This is a genomic window from Flavobacterium sp. 11 (assembly GCF_002754315.1).
GTDB classification, from domain to species: Bacteria; Bacteroidota; Bacteroidia; order Flavobacteriales; family Flavobacteriaceae; genus Flavobacterium; species Flavobacterium algoritolerans.
Genome location: NZ_PEFE01000001.1, coordinates 1,212,610 through 1,229,945 on the forward strand (window position 1 = coordinate 1,212,610; position 17,336 = coordinate 1,229,945).

Annotated in this window: 12 protein-coding genes; 7 read left to right on the forward strand and 5 right to left on the reverse strand. The window is 35.5% G+C overall.

The features are described from left to right. Positions 1–15: 15 nt before the first annotated feature. From kbl to CLV00_RS05295, 5 genes are all read left to right on the forward strand, one after another. A complete protein-coding gene (gene kbl / locus CLV00_RS05275) occupies positions 16–1,215 on the forward strand; it encodes a glycine C-acetyltransferase (RefSeq protein WP_099714151.1) in 1,200 nt (399 codons plus the stop codon). A 127-nt stretch (positions 1,216–1,342) separates the two neighbouring features. Then, positions 1,343–2,776: an OmpA family protein gene (locus CLV00_RS05280; RefSeq protein ID WP_099714152.1), complete on the forward strand. Its 1,434-nt coding sequence runs from the start codon at positions 1,343–1,345 to the stop codon at positions 2,774–2,776. A 64-nt stretch (positions 2,777–2,840) separates the two neighbouring features. Then, on the forward strand, positions 2,841–5,606 hold the full coding sequence (locus CLV00_RS05285) for a PD-(D/E)XK nuclease family protein (protein ID WP_099714153.1): 2,766 nt from the start codon (positions 2,841–2,843) through the stop codon (positions 5,604–5,606). Between the two features lie 66 nt (positions 5,607–5,672). Continuing rightward, positions 5,673–5,912, forward strand: coding sequence for a hypothetical protein (locus CLV00_RS05290; RefSeq protein WP_099714154.1), 240 nt, complete (start codon positions 5,673–5,675; stop codon positions 5,910–5,912). After that, positions 5,909–6,580 carry an ATP-binding cassette domain-containing protein gene (locus CLV00_RS05295; RefSeq protein ID WP_099714155.1) on the forward strand — a complete coding sequence of 224 codons (672 nt, stop codon included), beginning with the start codon at positions 5,909–5,911 and terminating at the stop codon, positions 6,578–6,580. The genes CLV00_RS05290 and CLV00_RS05295 overlap by 4 nt, the downstream gene beginning before the upstream one ends. On the opposite strand, the gene CLV00_RS05300 is transcribed toward CLV00_RS05295, so the two are convergent. Continuing rightward, positions 6,577–7,359 carry an alpha/beta fold hydrolase gene (locus tag CLV00_RS05300; RefSeq protein ID WP_099714156.1) on the reverse strand — a complete coding sequence of 261 codons (783 nt, stop codon included), beginning with the start codon at positions 7,357–7,359 and terminating at the stop codon, positions 6,577–6,579. The genes CLV00_RS05295 and CLV00_RS05300 overlap by 4 nt on opposite strands. A 106-nt stretch (positions 7,360–7,465) precedes the next feature. On the opposite strand from CLV00_RS05300, the gene CLV00_RS05305 reads away from it, so the two are divergent. Then, positions 7,466–8,671, forward strand: a complete 1,206-nt coding sequence (locus CLV00_RS05305) for an AbiH family protein (RefSeq protein WP_158234586.1) — start codon at positions 7,466–7,468, stop codon at positions 8,669–8,671. A 34-nt stretch (positions 8,672–8,705) separates the two neighbouring features. On the opposite strand, the gene CLV00_RS05310 is transcribed toward CLV00_RS05305, so the two are convergent. Continuing rightward, positions 8,706–9,506, reverse strand: a complete 801-nt coding sequence (locus CLV00_RS05310; protein WP_099714158.1) for a TIGR00266 family protein — start codon at positions 9,504–9,506, stop codon at positions 8,706–8,708. Positions 9,507–9,902: 396 nt separating this feature from the next. Further along, on the reverse strand, positions 9,903–11,195 hold the full coding sequence (locus CLV00_RS05315) for an aminopeptidase P family protein (RefSeq protein ID WP_099714159.1): 1,293 nt from the start codon (positions 11,193–11,195) through the stop codon (positions 9,903–9,905). Between the two features lie 217 nt (positions 11,196–11,412). Between CLV00_RS05315 and CLV00_RS05320 the strand changes: the two genes are divergently transcribed. Further along, a complete protein-coding gene (locus CLV00_RS05320) occupies positions 11,413–14,250 on the forward strand; it encodes a glycosyl hydrolase (protein WP_099714160.1) in 2,838 nt (945 codons plus the stop codon). A gap of 72 nt (positions 14,251–14,322) precedes the next feature. On the opposite strand, the gene aceA is transcribed toward CLV00_RS05320, so the two are convergent. After that, a complete protein-coding gene (gene aceA / locus CLV00_RS05325; protein ID WP_099714161.1) occupies positions 14,323–15,603 on the reverse strand; it encodes an isocitrate lyase in 1,281 nt (426 codons plus the stop codon). A 46-nt stretch (positions 15,604–15,649) separates the two neighbouring features. Next, positions 15,650–17,251, reverse strand: coding sequence for a malate synthase A (aceB, locus tag CLV00_RS05330; RefSeq protein WP_099714162.1), 1,602 nt, complete (start codon positions 17,249–17,251; stop codon positions 15,650–15,652). Positions 17,252–17,336 lie beyond the last annotated feature (85 nt).

Sequence of the window (17,336 nt, forward strand, 5' to 3'; positions counted from 1 at the left end):
AATAAACACTAACTAATGTACGGAAAAATAAAAGAACATCTTCAAGCAGAATTACAAACTATTGAAGATAATGGAATTTTCAAAAAAGAAAGAATTATCACTTCGCCTCAAGGAGCAGAAATCACTATTTCTACAGGAGAAACTGTTCTGAATTTTTGTGCTAATAATTATCTTGGATTGTCATCACATCCAGAAGTAATTCAGGCTGCAAAAGATGCTTTGGATACACATGGTTTCGGAATGTCATCGGTGCGTTTTATATGCGGAACTCAGGATATTCACAAAACATTGGAAAGAAAGATTTCTGAATTTTATGGTACTGAAGATACTATTCTTTACGCGGCAGCTTTTGATGCTAACGGCGGAGTTTTCGAACCTTTATTAGGGGAAAACGATGCGATAATTTCAGATAGTTTGAATCATGCTTCTATCATAGATGGTGTTCGTTTGTGTAAAGCTGCTCGATATCGTTATGAAAATAGCAATATGGAAGATTTGGAGCAACAATTAATAAAGGCTACTGATGCAGGAACTCGTTTCAAGTTGATTGTAACAGATGGTGTTTTCTCTATGGATGGTGTCGTAGCTCCTTTGGATAAAATCTGTGATTTAGCAGATAAATACGATGCGATGGTTATGGTAGATGAATGTCATGCTGCCGGATTCATTGGTGCAACCGGAAAAGGAACGCTCGAGGCAAAAGGTGTAATGGGTAGAGTAGATATTATTACCGGAACATTAGGCAAAGCACTTGGTGGCGCTATGGGTGGTTATACGACTGCCAAAAAAGAAATTATCGAAATATTGCGTCAACGTTCCAGACCGTATTTGTTTTCTAATTCTTTGGCGCCAGCAATTGTTGGAGCTTCTATTAAAGTTTTTGAATTATTAGAAAAGGATACTTCATTGCGTGATAGATTGGAATCGAATACTAACTATTTCAAAGAAGGAATGAAAAAAGCTGGTTTTGATATTATTGATGGGGACTCTGCTATAGTTCCGGTTATGCTATATGATGCAAAATTGTCACAAAAAATGGCAGAGGAGCTTTTGAAAAAAGGGATTTACGTTATTGGTTTCTTTTTTCCAGTAGTTCCTAAAGATAAAGCGAGAATTAGAGTACAGTTATCTGCAGCACACACAAAATTACACCTAGATAAGGCTATCAGTGCTTTTGTTGAAGTTGGTAGAATGCTAAATGTTATAGAATTTTGATTTGAAGTTATATAATTTCCACTTTTGACAGTTTTTATGGTTTTTTTTTAACATTTAGTTTTGTAGTTAAAAATTTACGCATTACTTTTGTTTATAATTAACTAAATTGTAATTAAAAAAATTAAGTATGAAACATCTTAACAAACTTTTAGTTGCTGTAATGATGGTGATGGGATTAAGTTCTCAAGCACAAGACAGTAACAATCCATGGGCACTCTCTTTTGGAGTTAATGCCGTTGACACTAAAACTAGTGCTGGTGGAGGACATAATTGGCTAGATCAACATTTCTCTCAACCATTCGCAATTAAAGACAACTGGAACATCCTTCCTTCTGTGTCTTATTTAACTGTATCTAGATACGTAGGAGATAATTTCTCTTTTGGACTTTCTGGATCTGTGAATAAAATTGACAAATTTGTGAGATTTGCTCCAACTGCAGTAGGTCATGATTCTCGTGGATATGTGGTGACTAATCCTGGAGACTTAATGTATTACGGTGTTGATGCAACTATTAAATATAGTTTCATGAATTTGATTAGTTCTAAAGTTATTGATCCGTCTCTATCTGTTGGTGGAGGTTATACTTTCTTTGGGGATAGTAGTTTCGGAACTTTAAATCCAGGTGCTGGTTTAACTTTTTGGTTTACTGAAAATGTTGGTTTAGAACTTGCTACAAAATATAAAAAATCTTTTGGTGATAGAGAAGATGCAGCTGGTGTTCCAGATGCTCCATCACATTTTCAACATTCAGCTGGTCTTATCTTCAAATTCGGAGGTAAAGATACAGATGGAGATGGAATTTATGACAAAGATGATGCTTGTCCAGAAGTTGCTGGTTTAAAAGAATTCAACGGATGTCCTGATACTGATGGAGATGGAATTCAAGACAGTGCTGATGCTTGTCCAGAAGTTGCTGGTTTAGCTGCATTGAACGGATGTCCTGATACTGATGGAGATGGAATTGCTGATAAAGATGATGCTTGTCCAGAAGTTGCTGGTTTAGCTGCATTGAAAGGTTGTCCTGATACTGACGGAGACGGAGTAGCTGATAAAGATGACAAATGTCCAACTGTTGCAGGTCCTAAAGAAAACGCAGGTTGTCCTTGGCCAGATACTGATGGAGATGGTGTTTTAGACAAAGATGATAAATGTCCAGACGTAAGAGGTACTGTTGCTAATCAAGGTTGTCCAGAAGTTTCTGAAGAAGTTATGAAAACTTTAAATAACTATGGTAAAATTATCTTGTTTGATTCTGGTAAAGCTACTTTCCAAAAAGGAACTTACACAGTTTTACAATCAATCACTTCAATCTTAAAAGAATATCCTTATTCAAGATTCATGATCGAAGGTCACTGTGATAGTGATGGTAGTAATGAACTTAACCAAACTTTATCTGAGAACAGAGCTGCTGCAGTTAAAAATTATTTAATTGAAAACGGAATTGCTGCTGATAGACTTAGATCTACAGGTTTTGGTGAAACTAAACCAATTGCAACTAACAAAACTGCAAAAGGAAAAGCAATGAACAGAAGAGTTGAAATATCTTTGATTAAAGAATAATTTCTTTCTAAAATATTTATGGAAAACGCCTCGATTTATCGAGGCGTTTTTTTATTTTTATAGAATGACAAATACTTCTTTTTTAGATAAAATAGCCGCAGTTTTAATTGAAAATTACTCAGGCAATCTTTCCAATACAATTGTTGTTTTACCAAACAAACGAGCCAAAATATTCCTGATTGAAGCGCTAAAAAATCAGGTTACCACAAATATACTTTCTCCCGAAATTATAAGTATTGAAGATTTTGTTCAAAATATTGCAGGTATTCGCACCATAGATCCCATTGAACTATTATTTGAATTCTATGAAGTCTACTTATCCATTACCGATAAAGCAAACCAACAAACGTTTGAATTGTTTGCCAATTGGGCAAAAACGCTGTTACAAGATTTTAATGAAATTGACCGCTATTTATTAGAACCATCACATGTTCTTTCGTATTTGAAAGATATCGAGGATATTAAAAAATGGGGAATTGAAGTCGAAAATAAAACGGTATTATTAGAGAAATATATCGATTTTTGGAAATTACTACCCAATTATTATCAATCACTTTATACACATTTGCTAAACAAAGGAATTGGATATCAAGGCTTGATTTATCGTGAAGCAGTTAATAATCTAAATCATTTTTCGAATTCGTTACAAGGTAAACAATTCCTGTTTGCCGGTTTTAATGCATTAAATGCAGCCGAAGAAAAAATAATCCAGCACCTTATCGCTTCTGATCAGGCCAAAATATATTGGGACGTAGATCAAACATTTCTCAATGATCCGTATCACGATGCAGGGCTGTTTGTGCGACGTTTCAAAGAAAGTTGGAAACATTATAAACTACATCCGTTTGAATGGATTGTAAATGATTTTTCGCAGACTAAAAACATACAGGTTATTGGAACGCCAAAAACAATTGGTCAGGCCAAAATAGCCGGAAGTATTATTGAGAATGTCATTAATAAAAATCCCAACGGGAAGTTGGATAAAGTGGCTGTGGTTTTAGGCGAGGAAAATCTTCTGGTGCCGCTTTTATATTCGTTACCGTCAAGCGTTGGAGCTTTGAATATCACGATGGGGTATTCAAGCAAGAACAATCCAGCCCAGATTTTGATCGCCAAATTATTCAAAATGCACACGAATGCGTTGTCCAGAAATGCTAAAAGCTATGTCTTATATTACAAAGATGTATTGGATATTTTGACGCATCCTTTGGTGGAGCCGTATGCGAAAGCCAGCGCGCTTGTCCATACTATCAATCAAAATAATTATACTTTTATTACGCATCATAAATTGATGGAATTGAATGTAATTCCAAGCGAGTTGTTTCTCTTGTTATTCCAAAAATGGGAAAATGGTTCGATTCCGGTATTAGAGACTATTTCTAAATTATTGCAAACCATAAAAGAAAATTTAAGTAACGACAACGAAGAAGAAAAAATCACAAAGGCTTTTGTTTTTGCCATTTTCAAAGTCATCAATAAACTGATTAATTACTATTCCAAGCACGAACATATCGATAAAATAGAAACGCTTTATGCCATTTACAAACAAGTAATTGATTTAGCCGAAGTTTCTTTTGAAGGAGAACCTTTGAATGGTTTGCAAATTATGGGAGTCTTAGAAAGCCGTGTTTTGGATTTTGACACCGTTATTGTAACTTCAATGAATGAAGGGAAATTTCCGGCGGGAAAATCACAAAATTCGTTTATTCCGTATGATGTGAAACGTGAATTGGGGTTGCCAACTTTCAAGGAAAAAGATGCCATTTATACCTATCATTTTTATCATTTGTTGCAACGTGCCAAAAATATTTATTTACTGTATAATACTGAAAGTGAAGGTTTGGATGCGGGTGAAAAAAGTCGATTCATAACCCAACTCGAAGTCGAAAAGCAAAAAAATCATACATTGACACACGAAATTTATAATGCTGTTTTACCCGAAACAGCATATCAACCGATGGTGATTCCAAAATCGGAAAGTGTAATGTTGCGATTGAAAGAAATTGCAGAAAAAGGGTTTTCTCCATCGGCATTGACGAGTTATATCCGGAATCCAATTCAGTTTTATTTCCAGAAGATTTTACGCATCAGCGAAGTCGAAGAAGTCGAGGAAAATATTGCCTTGAATACGTTGGGAACCATTATCCACGAAACTTTGAAAGTTTTGTATGAACCTTTCATTGGCAAATTTATTTCGGAAAGTGATATTTTAAATTGTTTCAAACAAATTGACGCTGAGGTTTTGAAGCAATTCAAATTGGTGTATAAAGAAGGCGAAATCAAAAAAGGTCGAAATTTATTGGCGTTTGAAGTTGCTAAACGAAATGTTTCGAATTTCTTAAAAGTAGAACTGGAAAGTATAAAGAACGGAGATGCAATAAAAATTCTAGCGTTAGAACAAACTTTCGAGCGACCATTACATCATCCTAATTTGCCTTTTCCGGTATTGATAAAAGGAAATGTGGACCGAATTGAAGAGCGCAACGGAATTATTCGAATCATTGATTATAAAACAGGAAAAGTAGAAAAAGCAAGTGTCACATTGAAATCTTGGAAAGGATTAACCGAAGACATTAAAAGCGATAAAATCATTCAGGTGCTCGCGTATGCTTATATGTATGAACATGAGGCAAAAGGAAAGCCAATTGAAGCAGGAATTATTTCTTTTAAGAATTTAAAGGCAGGTTTTCTTCCGTTTAATTTTAAAGAAGACAAAGAAATAAATTCGATTATAAATGAAGAAATTTTGAGTAATTATTTAGAGCAAATGGTTCTTTTATTGAGCGAAATTTTAGACGAGAATATTCCTTTTGAAGAGAAAATAATTTAAACAGAGTTCCCAATCAGAAAATTAGCCAACATCTTTGAGTTTTACAAAAGTACATTGACGATAAACGTGTCAATAAGTGTTTTGGCATGGGTTTTTGGAGGGTTTGAAACCTTCAAATACGTGCTTATTATTTTTGGTTTCTTCATCAGTATTTTGATAAAAGAAGTGAATGCTAAAAATGAATACCTGTTTTATTACAACAACGGAATCTCAAAACTGCATTTATTCATCTATGGTTTTCTAATGAATTTTGTTTTTTCGTTGATGCTGATTTTAGTCATTAATTTAGTAATCAAACTCGTATGACTAAAAATATTTTAGAAGTAGACAGTGTTCAAAAACAATATGATGGAAAAATCATAGTTTCCGATGTGTATTTGAAATGCGAAACGGCTGATATCATTGGTGTTTTAGGAAGAAATGGTTCCGGAAAATCTACTTTGTTGAAAATCATTTTCGGAATTGTAACTGCCGATTTTAAATTTGTTCGAGTTGATGGCGTCGTGAAATCAAAAACTAGAGATTTACTAAATGAAATTAGTTATTTGCCTCAAGATAATTTTATTCCAAATTCATTTTCGATAAAAAAGACAATCTTATTGTCGATTGCCAAAGAGAAATTACAGGATTTCTATGCTGATGAAATGATTCAATCGATGTTAGATAAAAAAATAAAACATTTATCCGGCGGAGAATTACGGTATTTAGTGATTAAATTAATCCTGAATAATGCGTCAAAATTTGTTTTGTTGGACGAGCCTTACAATGGTTTATCGCCCATAATGATTGAAAAAATAAATGAATTAATTACAGAAATGTCCAGTGTAAAAGGTATTATTATCACGGATCATAATTATGAAAATGTGATTAAGGTTTCCACAAAACTAGCGTTGATGAAAGAAGGAAAAATGCACCACTTGAAAGACAAAAGCGAATTGGTTGAAAAAGGGTATTTGAAATCAGGAATGATTTAGATGCTTTTGAAAAAAGCCAACAATACAATCAATAATTGGTCCTGGTTTTCAATATGACTCATGTGTCCGTCCGGAAAAGTCACCAGTTTTACTGCAGTGTTTTCTATCTGTTCTTTGGTTTCTTCGTAATTTAAAACAGGATCTTTTTCTCCAAGAATTAATAATTTAGGATAGGGTGTAAGATGCAACAACACTTCCCGATCTTGTCGTATTTTCATTCCTTCCAGTGACGCAACGATTCCTTGAAGCGGTGTTTTTAAAGCTTCTTTTTTTACGCTTTCAATTTCGGATGAAAGTCGTTCTCTGTTGGATTCACTGAATAAGTTTGCAATAGAAAGTGAAACAAAATTCATAAAAGATTGTTTTACCGCTTTAATAGCTCGATCCCGATTTGTTTTTCGTTCCTCGCTGTCGGCTCTAGCGGTCGAGTTTAATAAAACCAATCCTTTTATGGTGTCAGGATATAATTCGGCGAAAGCCAAAGCCACATAACCACCCATAGAATGTCCGACAAAAATGGCTTTCCGGATGCGTAATTCCGATAAAACGGCGTGAACCGCATCGGCATTATCTTCCATCGTTTGAACGTAACTCAAACATTCCGTTTCTCCATGTCCCAATAAATCAATCGTGATAACGCGGTTTTTTTTAGCAAACTCCGGAATATAAAAATCCCACATGCCTTTGTTTTCCAAGAAACCATGAAGTAAGACAATAGCGGTTCCTTTCCCGGTATCGGAATAGGAGATGTTGGTATTTTTAAAGAGAATTTGTTTCAAAATGAAAATTTAGTCTACAAAAGTAACATTTTATTTTTTTAACCATTTAAGAAATATAAGGTCATGTAAGCAATTCATGAATGCACTTGTATTAAAAATAGTATATTTGAGAAAAGCATTTATAAATATGAACAGACTTGTGATTATTGGAAACGGATTTGATTTGGCTCATGGATTGCCGACTTCTTATAAAGATTTTATGAATGATTATTGGAGAAATGTCATACAAGTTTTTGAAAATAAGGATAATTATGAGGACAATCTTTTTTCATTAAAATTAAATATGGTAAGTATAGGAATTGAAGGTCGTAACGAATTTTATAAAGATGTTAAGTGTTATAAAACGTTAAAGCAGTTTGCTGAAAGAAATAAAAAATACTGTATTAAAGAATTTAAGAATAAATTTTTCCTCTATTTAAGTGATGTTGCTATGGTAGAAAATTGGGTTGATATTGAAAATACTTATTATTGTATTTTAAAGGAAAGTGTTAAAGGAGGCTTATCTAAATATAATTATCCTTGGGATGTTTCTAGACTGAATAAAGAATTTGAAGAAGTAAAAATTCTACTTGAAAAATATTTAGTGGATGAAGTAGTGAATAAATATAATTTAGATTTCACAAAAAATCCAAATACTAATTGGCTGAAAATTTACAATTTTCTAAAGCCTATTTCTTTATTAAGTAATGAAGAAAATATTTTAAAGGAATTTATAAGTATTGATGATGTTAATGAAATAAAAGAACATTTTGAAAAAGAACGAAAAGAAGAATTGGTAAATAATTTGTATTTTTTAAATTTTAATTATACTCCAATTACAAGTATTTATCGTGAATTATTAGGTAAAGATGATAAAATAGAAACAAGGATGAATTTTATTCACGGAAGTTTAGGAAATGTTTCAGAAAATAAAATCAATTTTGGTTTTGGGGATGAAATGGATGATGAATATAAGTCGATTGAAAATTTGAATAATAATGAGTATTTAAAGAATTTTAAATCTTTTCAATATCTTCAAAATTCAAATTATAATGATTTGTTACGATATATTGATAATGATAAATTTCAGGTTTTCATAATTGGACATTCTTGTGGATTATCAGATAGAACCTTATTAAACACTATTTTTGAACATAATAATTGCAGATCAATAAAGGTTTTTTACCATCAAAAAGAGAATGGAACTGATAACTACACTGAAATAATTCAAAATATATCAAGACATTTTAACAAGAAGAAATTAATGAGAGAAAAGATTGTAAACAAAACACTTTGTCAACATTTACCACAAATTCAACTTCCCTTAAAATAAAACGGCCTCCATTTCTGAAAGCCATTTTAATTATTTAAAATCGTTTATCTCCATCGAGCAAACTTCCTAATCCGCCTAACAAACTGCCTTCGTCGCGACTGTTCCCGCCGGCTCTTGGAGCAGATGCGATGATTCTGTCGGCTAGTCGGCTGAAAGGCAAAGATTGTACATAAACTGTTCCCGGTCCGCGAAGCGTGGCGTAAAACAAACCTTCGCCTCCAAAAATAGAATTCTTGATTCCGCCAATAAACTCAATATCATAATCAACATCTTTGGTAAAACCTACGATACAACCAGTATCCACTTTTAGGATTTCGCCTGCGGCTAATTCTTTTTTGGCCAATGTTCCGCCGGTATGTACAAACGCCATTCCGTCGCCTTCTATTTTTTGCATGATAAAACCTTCGCCACCAAACAATCCGCGACCGAGTTTTTTAGAGAATTCAATTCCCACAGAAACGCCTTTGGCAGCACAAAGGAAGGAATCTTTCTGGCAAATGAATTTACCGCCAAATTGTGTTAAGTCAATTGGGATTATTTTTCCTGGATAAGGCGATGCAAAGGAAACTTTGCTTTTGGTATTGTTTTGATTGATGAACGCCGTCATAAAAAGACTTTCACCGGTTAAAACTCTTTTTCCGGCACTTAAAAGTTTGCCGAACAGTCCGTTTTCCTGTCCGGAACCATCTCCAAAAATGGTTTCCATTTGGATATTATTGTCCATCATCATAAAACTTCCCGCTTCGGCAATTACTATTTCCTGTGGGTCTAATTCTATTTCCACATATTGCATTTCCTCGCCGTAAATGTGGTAGTCTATTTCGTGTGCTTGCATGATTTCTGTGTTTTAAGTTTTTATTTAAAAGTTTTTACCATTAAGAAATTAAGTTTCATTAAGAATCAGAGCTTAATTTTTCTTAATTTCTTTTTGATTCAAATTACATATTGAATATGTTTTAAAAAATAGTTGTTGTTTTAAATAAGTCGGAAGGGTGATTATAAAGTTACAGTTTTACCATGAATTTTGGAATTCGTGTTTTGGAATTATAGATTTTCTCGTTGTAGCGCGCAAGGGATAATAGCGGAAAGCCCACAGTCTTGTCTTTTTGGACGAGACGAGGACTTATAGCGGATAGCCCGACGCAGCTGGAGTTTACGGAAGCTGGGTTGCGCCCAAAAAAAAATCGGTTCACATTGCTGTAAACCGATTTAGTTGTATGTATTTAAGGAATTAACTGTTCATTAATTCTTCGATTTCGTCCACTTCAATTGGGATGTTGCGCATCATGTTGAATGGTTCACCGCTTTCCTGAACGATAATGTTGTCCTCCAGACGGATTCCGAAACCTTCGGCAGGAATGTAAATTCCAGGCTCTACGGTGAACACCATATTGGCTTGCATTGGCTCGGTCAAGATTCCGTAATCGTGCGTGTCCAATCCCATGTGGTGGGAAGTTCCGTGCATGAAATATTTTTTATAAGCGGGCCATTCCGGGTTTTCGTTTTGCACATCGGCTTTGTCAATAAGACCTAAACCTAGTAGTTCTGAAGTCATTAATTTCCCCACTTCGATATGGTATTGTTTCCAAAGTGTTCCTGTAGTCAGCATTTTGGTCGCTTCGTTTTTTACATTTAAAACGGCATTGTACACTTCTTTTTGTCTTTTGGTGTACTTTCCTGAAACCGGAATGGTACGCGTCATATCACTGGAATAATTAGCATATTCAGCTGCAACATCCAGTAAAATCAAATCGCCAGCTTTGCATTGTTGGTTATTTTCGATGTAGTGCAACACATTGGCATTGTTTCCGGAAGCGATAATTGGCGTGTAAGCAAAACCTCTGGAACGGTTGCGAATGAATTCGTGAATCAGCTCGGCTTCGATTTCGTATTCGGTCACGTTTGGTTTCACGAAAGACAATAATCTTCTAAAACCAAGTTCCGTAATATTACAGGCTTTTTGGATTAAGTCCAATTCTTCGGTTTCTTTTACAGAGCGAAGACGTTGCAATATCGGATTACTTTTTGCGACAGTATGTGCCGGATATTTCTCTTTCCACCATTTTACAAAACGGGCTTCACGCGTTTCAGTTTCTACAGTGGCACGGTAATGCTCGTTTGTATTGATGTAAATTGTTTCAGCGTGCGTCATCATTTCGAATAAAACTTTTTCGAAATCCTGTAACCAATGTACGGTTCTGATTCCTGTTACTTCAAAAGCACGCTCTTTAGTCAGTTTTTCACCTTCCCAAATTGCAATGTGTTCGCTGGTTTCTTTTAAGAAAACCATTTCTCTTTGGTGCTCGTATGGCGCATCGGGGAAAAGCAATAAAATACTTTCTTCCTGATCTACTCCGCTTAAATAAAAGATATCGCGGTGTTGTGCAAATGGCAAAGTACTATCGGCAGAAACGGGATAAATATCATTAGAATTGAAGATGGCAACGCTTTTTGGCTTCATCTGAGCCATGAATTTTTCTCTATTTTTTATAAATAAATCTCGGTCAATTTGATGATATTTCATTTGTTGATTTTTATTGTTTTTTATTTGTCAAATGGAATTCGCATAAAGCTAAAATTGGTTTTTTATACCATTTTTTTCTGTGCTCATTTCATAACAATTCGTTTTTATACATTGAATATTCAAAAATACTAACTTTGAGAGAAACGGATGTTAATTACACTATAAAATTTTCAGATAACTATTTTTATGATTAATTTTCCAATTCAAATCAGTTTTTATGAAAAAAATAGTACTCTTTTCTGCCTTCATAGTCCAAAGTGTCTCTTGGGGACAAGTTTCTGCGGAAGCGATTCAGCAATCATTGGAAGCCAAAAAACAAATGGAAAATCAATCGCTTTTTCAGAATGTTGCTTTTGAAAATGTAGGTCCAACGGTGATGAGCGGTAGAGTGGTGGATGTGGATGTAAATCCGGAAAATCCAACCGAATTTTATGTGGGTTATGCTTCAGGTGGACTTTGGTACACGAATAATAATGGGATGAGTTTTTCGCCAGTTATGGATGCGGCGCCTACGCAAAATGTGGGTGATATCGCGGTAGACTGGAAACGAGGAACAATTTGGGTAGGAACTGGTGAGGTGAATTCGTCCCGATCCTCTTATGCCGGAATTGGAATTTTGAAATCCGAAGATAAAGGAAAGACTTGGCAAAATATGGGCTTGTACGACAGCCATCACATCAGCAGAATCCTTATCAATCCATCAAATCCAGATGAAGTTGTTGTGGGTGCAGTGGGTCATTTGTATTCTAAAAATGAAGAACGAGGAATTTATAAAACGACTAATGGCGGAAAAACGTGGAGTAAAACCCTTTATATCGACGATGAAACCGGGATTATTGATGTGGCTGTTTCGCCAAAAAACTTCAAGGTTCAATTTGCGGCTTCTTGGAGCAAAGATAGAAAAGCTTGGGATTTTATTGGGAGTGGCGCCACTTCAGGAATTTATAAAAGTGAGGATGCTGGATTGACTTGGAAACTTTACACGAATGCTGAAAGTGGATTTCCTGTTGGCGAAGGCGTTGGCCGTATTGGTTTAGCGGTGTATGATGATGCAAATGTATATGCCATTTTAGATAACCAATTCAAAAGACCGTTGCAATCCAAAAAAAGCAATTCGTTACCGATTGCGTTTTCAATGCCGGGAGACGAATTCTTGAAATTACCAAATAAAAGTCTGAATTCTATTTTAAAGAATTACGGATTGACCGAAAAATACAGAGCCGAAAATATCAAGCATTGGGTTGAAAACGGGTATTTGCAACCAAACGAAGCTGCAAAAGTAGTTCTGGACGCAATAAATAGTTTGGCCGAAACAGAAGTTATTGGTGCCGAAGTATACAAATCAGGTGACGGAGGAAAAAATTGGACAAAGACACACCAAGATTTTATTGATGATTTCTTTTATTCGTACGGGTATTATTTCAGTGTTATATCTGTTGATCCAAACGATGTGAATAAAATTTATTTGTCAGGTGTACCCATTATAAAATCAACTGATGGCGGGAAAACATTCACCTCCATAAGCGAAGAGAATGTTCACGCGGATCATCACGTGGTTTGGGTGAATCCAAATAAATCTGGGCATTTAATTAATGGAAATGACGGTGGTTTGAACATTTCGTATGATGATGGAGCACATTGGGTGAAAAGTAATTCACATTCCGTAAGTCAGTTTTATGCAGTGAATGTAGATGAGCAAGAACCGTATAATATCTATGGTGGGATGCAGGATAATGGCGTTTGGGTTGGGCCAAGTACTTATAAATATTCATCAGAATGGTACCAAACCGGAAAATATCCATACGAAAATTTGATGGGTGGAGACGGAATGCAAACTCAAATTGACAAAAGAAATCCAAGTATTGTTTACACAGGTTTCCAATTTGGAAATTATTACAGAATTGATCGTGCAAAAAACAAACGTGATTATATTTCTCCAAAGCCAAAAAAGGACGAAAAACCATTTCGATTCAATTGGCAAACGCCTATTTTATTGTCTTCGCACAACCAAGATATTTTATACATGGGATCTAATTTCTTGCACCGTTCGATGAATCAAGGACAAACTTGGACTGCTATTTCGCCTGATTTGACGCAAGGAGCTAAAGAAGGAAATGTAGCTTTTGGAACAATCGCCGCCATCAGCGAAAGTCAATTGCAGTTTGGTTTGCTCTACACGGGAAGTGATGATGGATTGATTCATGTTTCGAAAGACGGCGGTGCGACTTGGAATAAAATTTCGGGAGATTTACCTCAAAACCGATGGGTTTCCAGAGTAGTGGCTTCGGCACACAAGAAAGAAAGAGTGTATGCGACTTTAAACGGATATCGAAATGATGATTTCACCAGTTATGTGTATGTGTCAGATGATTTTGGGCAAACCTGGAAAAATATAGCCAATAATCTGCCTGCAAGTCCAGTGAATGTAATTGTGGAAGATAATGTCAACGAGAATGTTTTGTACGTGGGAACGGACAACGGATTGTATGTTTCGTTAAACAAAGGAACAAGCTGGGATGATTTTTCTAGTGGAATTCCAAACGTGGCCGTTCACGATGCAGTGATTCAAAAGAAAGCAAAAGATTTAGTGGTGGGAACTCACGGTCGTTCAGTGTACAAAGTTAATTTGGAACAAGTGGAACAATTGAATGATAAAGTAATAGCGGAAAATCTTCATGTTTTTGAGCTTAAAAAGATAAAAAAATCAAGAGAATGGGGCAACAGTTGGAGTTCTTGGGCTAAGGCTTCAGAACCAAAAGCAGAGGTTTGGTTTTATTCGAATGAAAATGCAGAAGTGCTTTTGCAAATTGAAAACAGCTTGAAAGAAGTGGTTTATTCTCAGAAGGTAAAAGCTGTAAAAGGACTGAATAAACACATTTATGATCTTTCAATGACTAAAACGGCAGCAGATAATTGGAAAAATAAAGACAAAAAACTAAAATTGGAAGCAGCCAAAAACGGTAAATATTACCTTCCAATTTCAATCAATAAAATAAGTATTCAAAAAGGAAAAGAGAAAGTGGTTACTGATCTTGAAATTATAGAATCAAAATAAACGGTCCTTTTATTTTAAAAACAAAAAACACGATTTCAGATGAAATCGTGTTTTTTTATGGTTGCAGTTTTTCTAAAATTGAGCTACTTCTGTAGAATCTTTCATCGCAGTAGTAGAAGATTTTCCTATTGTTACGGTATTTTGTACTGCATCAAAATAGGATGTCCCTACGAAACCTTGGTGTTTTACGGCTTTGAAACCGTGTTTTTGTAAAGCAAATTCTCTTTCCTGCAATTCAGAATAACCTGCCATTCCTCTTTCTTTGTATGCTTTAGACAATTCGAACATGCTAGTGTTCAACGCGTGGAATCCGGCCAATGTGATGAATTGGAATTTGTATCCCATTGCGGCAAGATCTTCGCGGAACGTTTCCATTTCAGCAACGGATAATTTTGCAGCCCAGTTGAAAGATGGCGAACAATTGTAAGCCAACATTTTTCCTGGGAATTTTGCGTGAATTCCTTCGGCAAATTTTCTTGCGTAATCAAGATCCGGGTTGCTGGTTTCCATCCAAATTAAATCAGCATAAGGCGCATAACTCAATCCTCTGTCAATTCCTTGCTCCACACCACAATTTACATAGAAAAAACCTTCTCCAGTTTTTTCACCCGTGATGAATTTAGCATCTCTAGGGTCAATATCGCTAGTTAATAAGTTAGCCGCATCAGCATCTGTACGAGCAACAATCAACGTTGGCGTTCCCATTACGTCAGCTGCTAAACGTGCTGCAATCAATTTGTTGATGGCTTCTTGTGTAGGAACCAAAACTTTCCCGCCTAAGTGTCCACATTTTTTAGCAGAACTCAATTGGTCTTCAAAGTGAACTCCGGCAGCCCCCGCTTCAATCATCGATTTCATTAATTCGAAAGCATTAAGGTTTCCTCCAAAACCGGCTTCGGCATCAGCAACAATAGGAACTAAGTATTGTTTTTTATCGGTTGTTCCGTTTACTACTTGTATTTGGTCTGCTCTCAAAAGGGCATTATTTATTCGTTTTACTACCAATGGAACACTGTTAGCAGGATATAAAGATTGGTCAGGATACATTTCGCCGGCTACATTTGCGTCAGCGGCAACTTGCCAACCGCTCAAATAAATAGCGTCTAATCCTGCTTCTACTTCTTGAATCGCTTGGTTTCCGGTAAGTGCGCCAAGTCCGGCTACAAAATCCTGAGAATTTAGTTTGTTCCATAAGTTATTCGCTCCAATTCTGGCTACACTGTGTTCTATTTGATAAGAACCTTGCAATTTTACCACTTCTTCAGCAGTGTAAGGTCGCTCAATGCCATTCCATCTTGGGTTCGTAATCCAGTCGGTAACTAATTCTTGAATTCTTGTTTCTGTAGTTTTCATTTTTCTTTTTTTTGGTTGTTTGTTAATAGGTATTGCAATTGATTTTTTAAATGTATTTGTATCCTGGAATTGTCAAAAATTCGATAAAATTGTCGTTTACGACCAGAATGTCTAATAATTGTTCCGCCAGTCTGTATTTTTGTTTTTCATGATTTTCGTCTCCAACGAGTTTTCTGATTTTTTCAAACTCTTCCATCGCTAATCGATGATAGTAATTTGTATTTAATACTTTTTTATTGTCCAATACCACTCCGTTTTGTAGCCATTGCCACAATTGTGATCTTGAAATCTCAGCAGTAGCAGCGTCTTCCATTAAATTGTGTAATGCGGCAGCGCCTTGTCCGTTGAGCCATGAAGCGATATATAAAACTGAAATGCTGATGTTTTTTCGAACGCCTTCCTCTGTAATTGTTCCTTTTGGAGTTTCCAGCAAATCACTTTCGGTAACGTGTACGTCTTCTCTTTTTACATGAATCTGATTTTTGGTCGGCATGTTTTTATCGAATACCGTCATGGCGAGCGAAACCAAATCCGGATGTGCGACCCAAGTGCCGTCATGACCATTTTTAACCTCCCGTTCTTTATCGGCAATTACTTTGTCGAAAGCTATTTTGTTGGCTTCTTCGTTGTTTTTTATTGGAATTTGTGCTGCCATTCCGCCAATTGCATGAATATTTCGTTTATGACATCTTTGAATAACCAATTGGGAATACGCACTCATAAATGGCGAAGTCATCGTTACTTGATCTCTGTTTGGAACTAGGAAAGCCGGATTTTTTCTTAGTTTCTTGATGTATGAAAAGATGTAATCCCATCGTCCGCAATTAAGACCAACAATATGATCTTTCAATTCAAAAATGATTTCGTCCAATTGAAAACTGGCAGTTATGGTTTCGATTAAAACCGTGGCTTTGAATGTTCCGTTTTTCACGCCTAAATATTCCTGCGTGAATTCGAAAACTTCATTCCACCATCTTGCTTCCAGATAATGTTCCAGTTTTGGAATGTAAAAATACGGTGCCGTTCCATCCTCAATAAGTTGTTTGTGATTGTGAAAAGCATACAAACCAAAGTCAATTAAGGAACCTGAAGCTTGTTCTCCATCAATCAAAATATTTTTCTCAGGTAAATGCAAGCCTCTTGGTCGAACAATCAATACGGCAGTTTCGTTGTTCAGACTGTATTTTTTATTTTTCACAGTGTCTTGAAGAGTGATGGTTTTATTCACCGCATCTTTCAGGTTTTGCTGGCCTGTCATTAAGTTGCTCCAAGTAGGAGAAGTGCTGTCTTCAAAATCAGCCATGAACGTTTTTGCTCCTGAATTCAATGCATTGATAACCATTTTTCTATCGACCGGTCCGGTTATTTCGACTCTTCGGTCTAATAAATCCTCTGGAGTTTTTGCAGCTTCCCAATTACTTTCTCTGATGCTTTTTGTTTCAGAAGGAAATGTTGGTAACGCTCCTGCATCAAATAAATGCTGTTGATTTTTTCTTTCGGCTAATAGCAAAAGTCTTTTGTCATTGAATCTGTGATGCAATTCCGTTATTAAATCAATAGCGTTATCCGTCAAAATTGCTGGATAATGCTCTTTCGTTTCAGGTGAAAACTGTAACGATTTTTCGGTTGTTTCAATAATATCTTTCATGGTTAAAATGTTTTACACGACAATGTTACAAAAAGTTTTTTACAAAACAAGCGAACGTACGCTAAAAATGAAAAATATTTTTTTT

Bases quoted from the DNA above. Each gene is read 5' to 3' on its own strand.
- kbl (WP_099714151.1), top strand. From the start codon at position 16: ATGTACGGAAAAATAAAAGAACATCTTCAAGCAGAATTACAAACTATT.
- CLV00_RS05280 (WP_099714152.1), top strand. From the start codon at position 1,343: ATGAAACATCTTAACAAACTTTTAGTTGCTGTAATGATGGTGATGGGA.
- CLV00_RS05285 (WP_099714153.1), top strand. From the start codon at position 2,841: ATGACAAATACTTCTTTTTTAGATAAAATAGCCGCAGTTTTAATTGAA.
- CLV00_RS05295 (WP_099714155.1), top strand. From the start codon at position 5,909: ATGACTAAAAATATTTTAGAAGTAGACAGTGTTCAAAAACAATATGAT.
- CLV00_RS05310 (WP_099714158.1), bottom strand. From the start codon at position 9,506: ATGCAAGCACACGAAATAGACTACCACATTTACGGCGAGGAAATGCAA.
- CLV00_RS05315 (WP_099714159.1), bottom strand. From the start codon at position 11,195: ATGAAATATCATCAAATTGACCGAGATTTATTTATAAAAAATAGAGAA.
- CLV00_RS05320 (WP_099714160.1), top strand. From the start codon at position 11,413: ATGAAAAAAATAGTACTCTTTTCTGCCTTCATAGTCCAAAGTGTCTCT.
- aceA (WP_099714161.1), bottom strand. From the start codon at position 15,603: ATGAAAACTACAGAAACAAGAATTCAAGAATTAGTTACCGACTGGATT.
- aceB (WP_099714162.1), bottom strand. From the start codon at position 17,251: ATGAAAGATATTATTGAAACAACCGAAAAATCGTTACAGTTTTCACCT.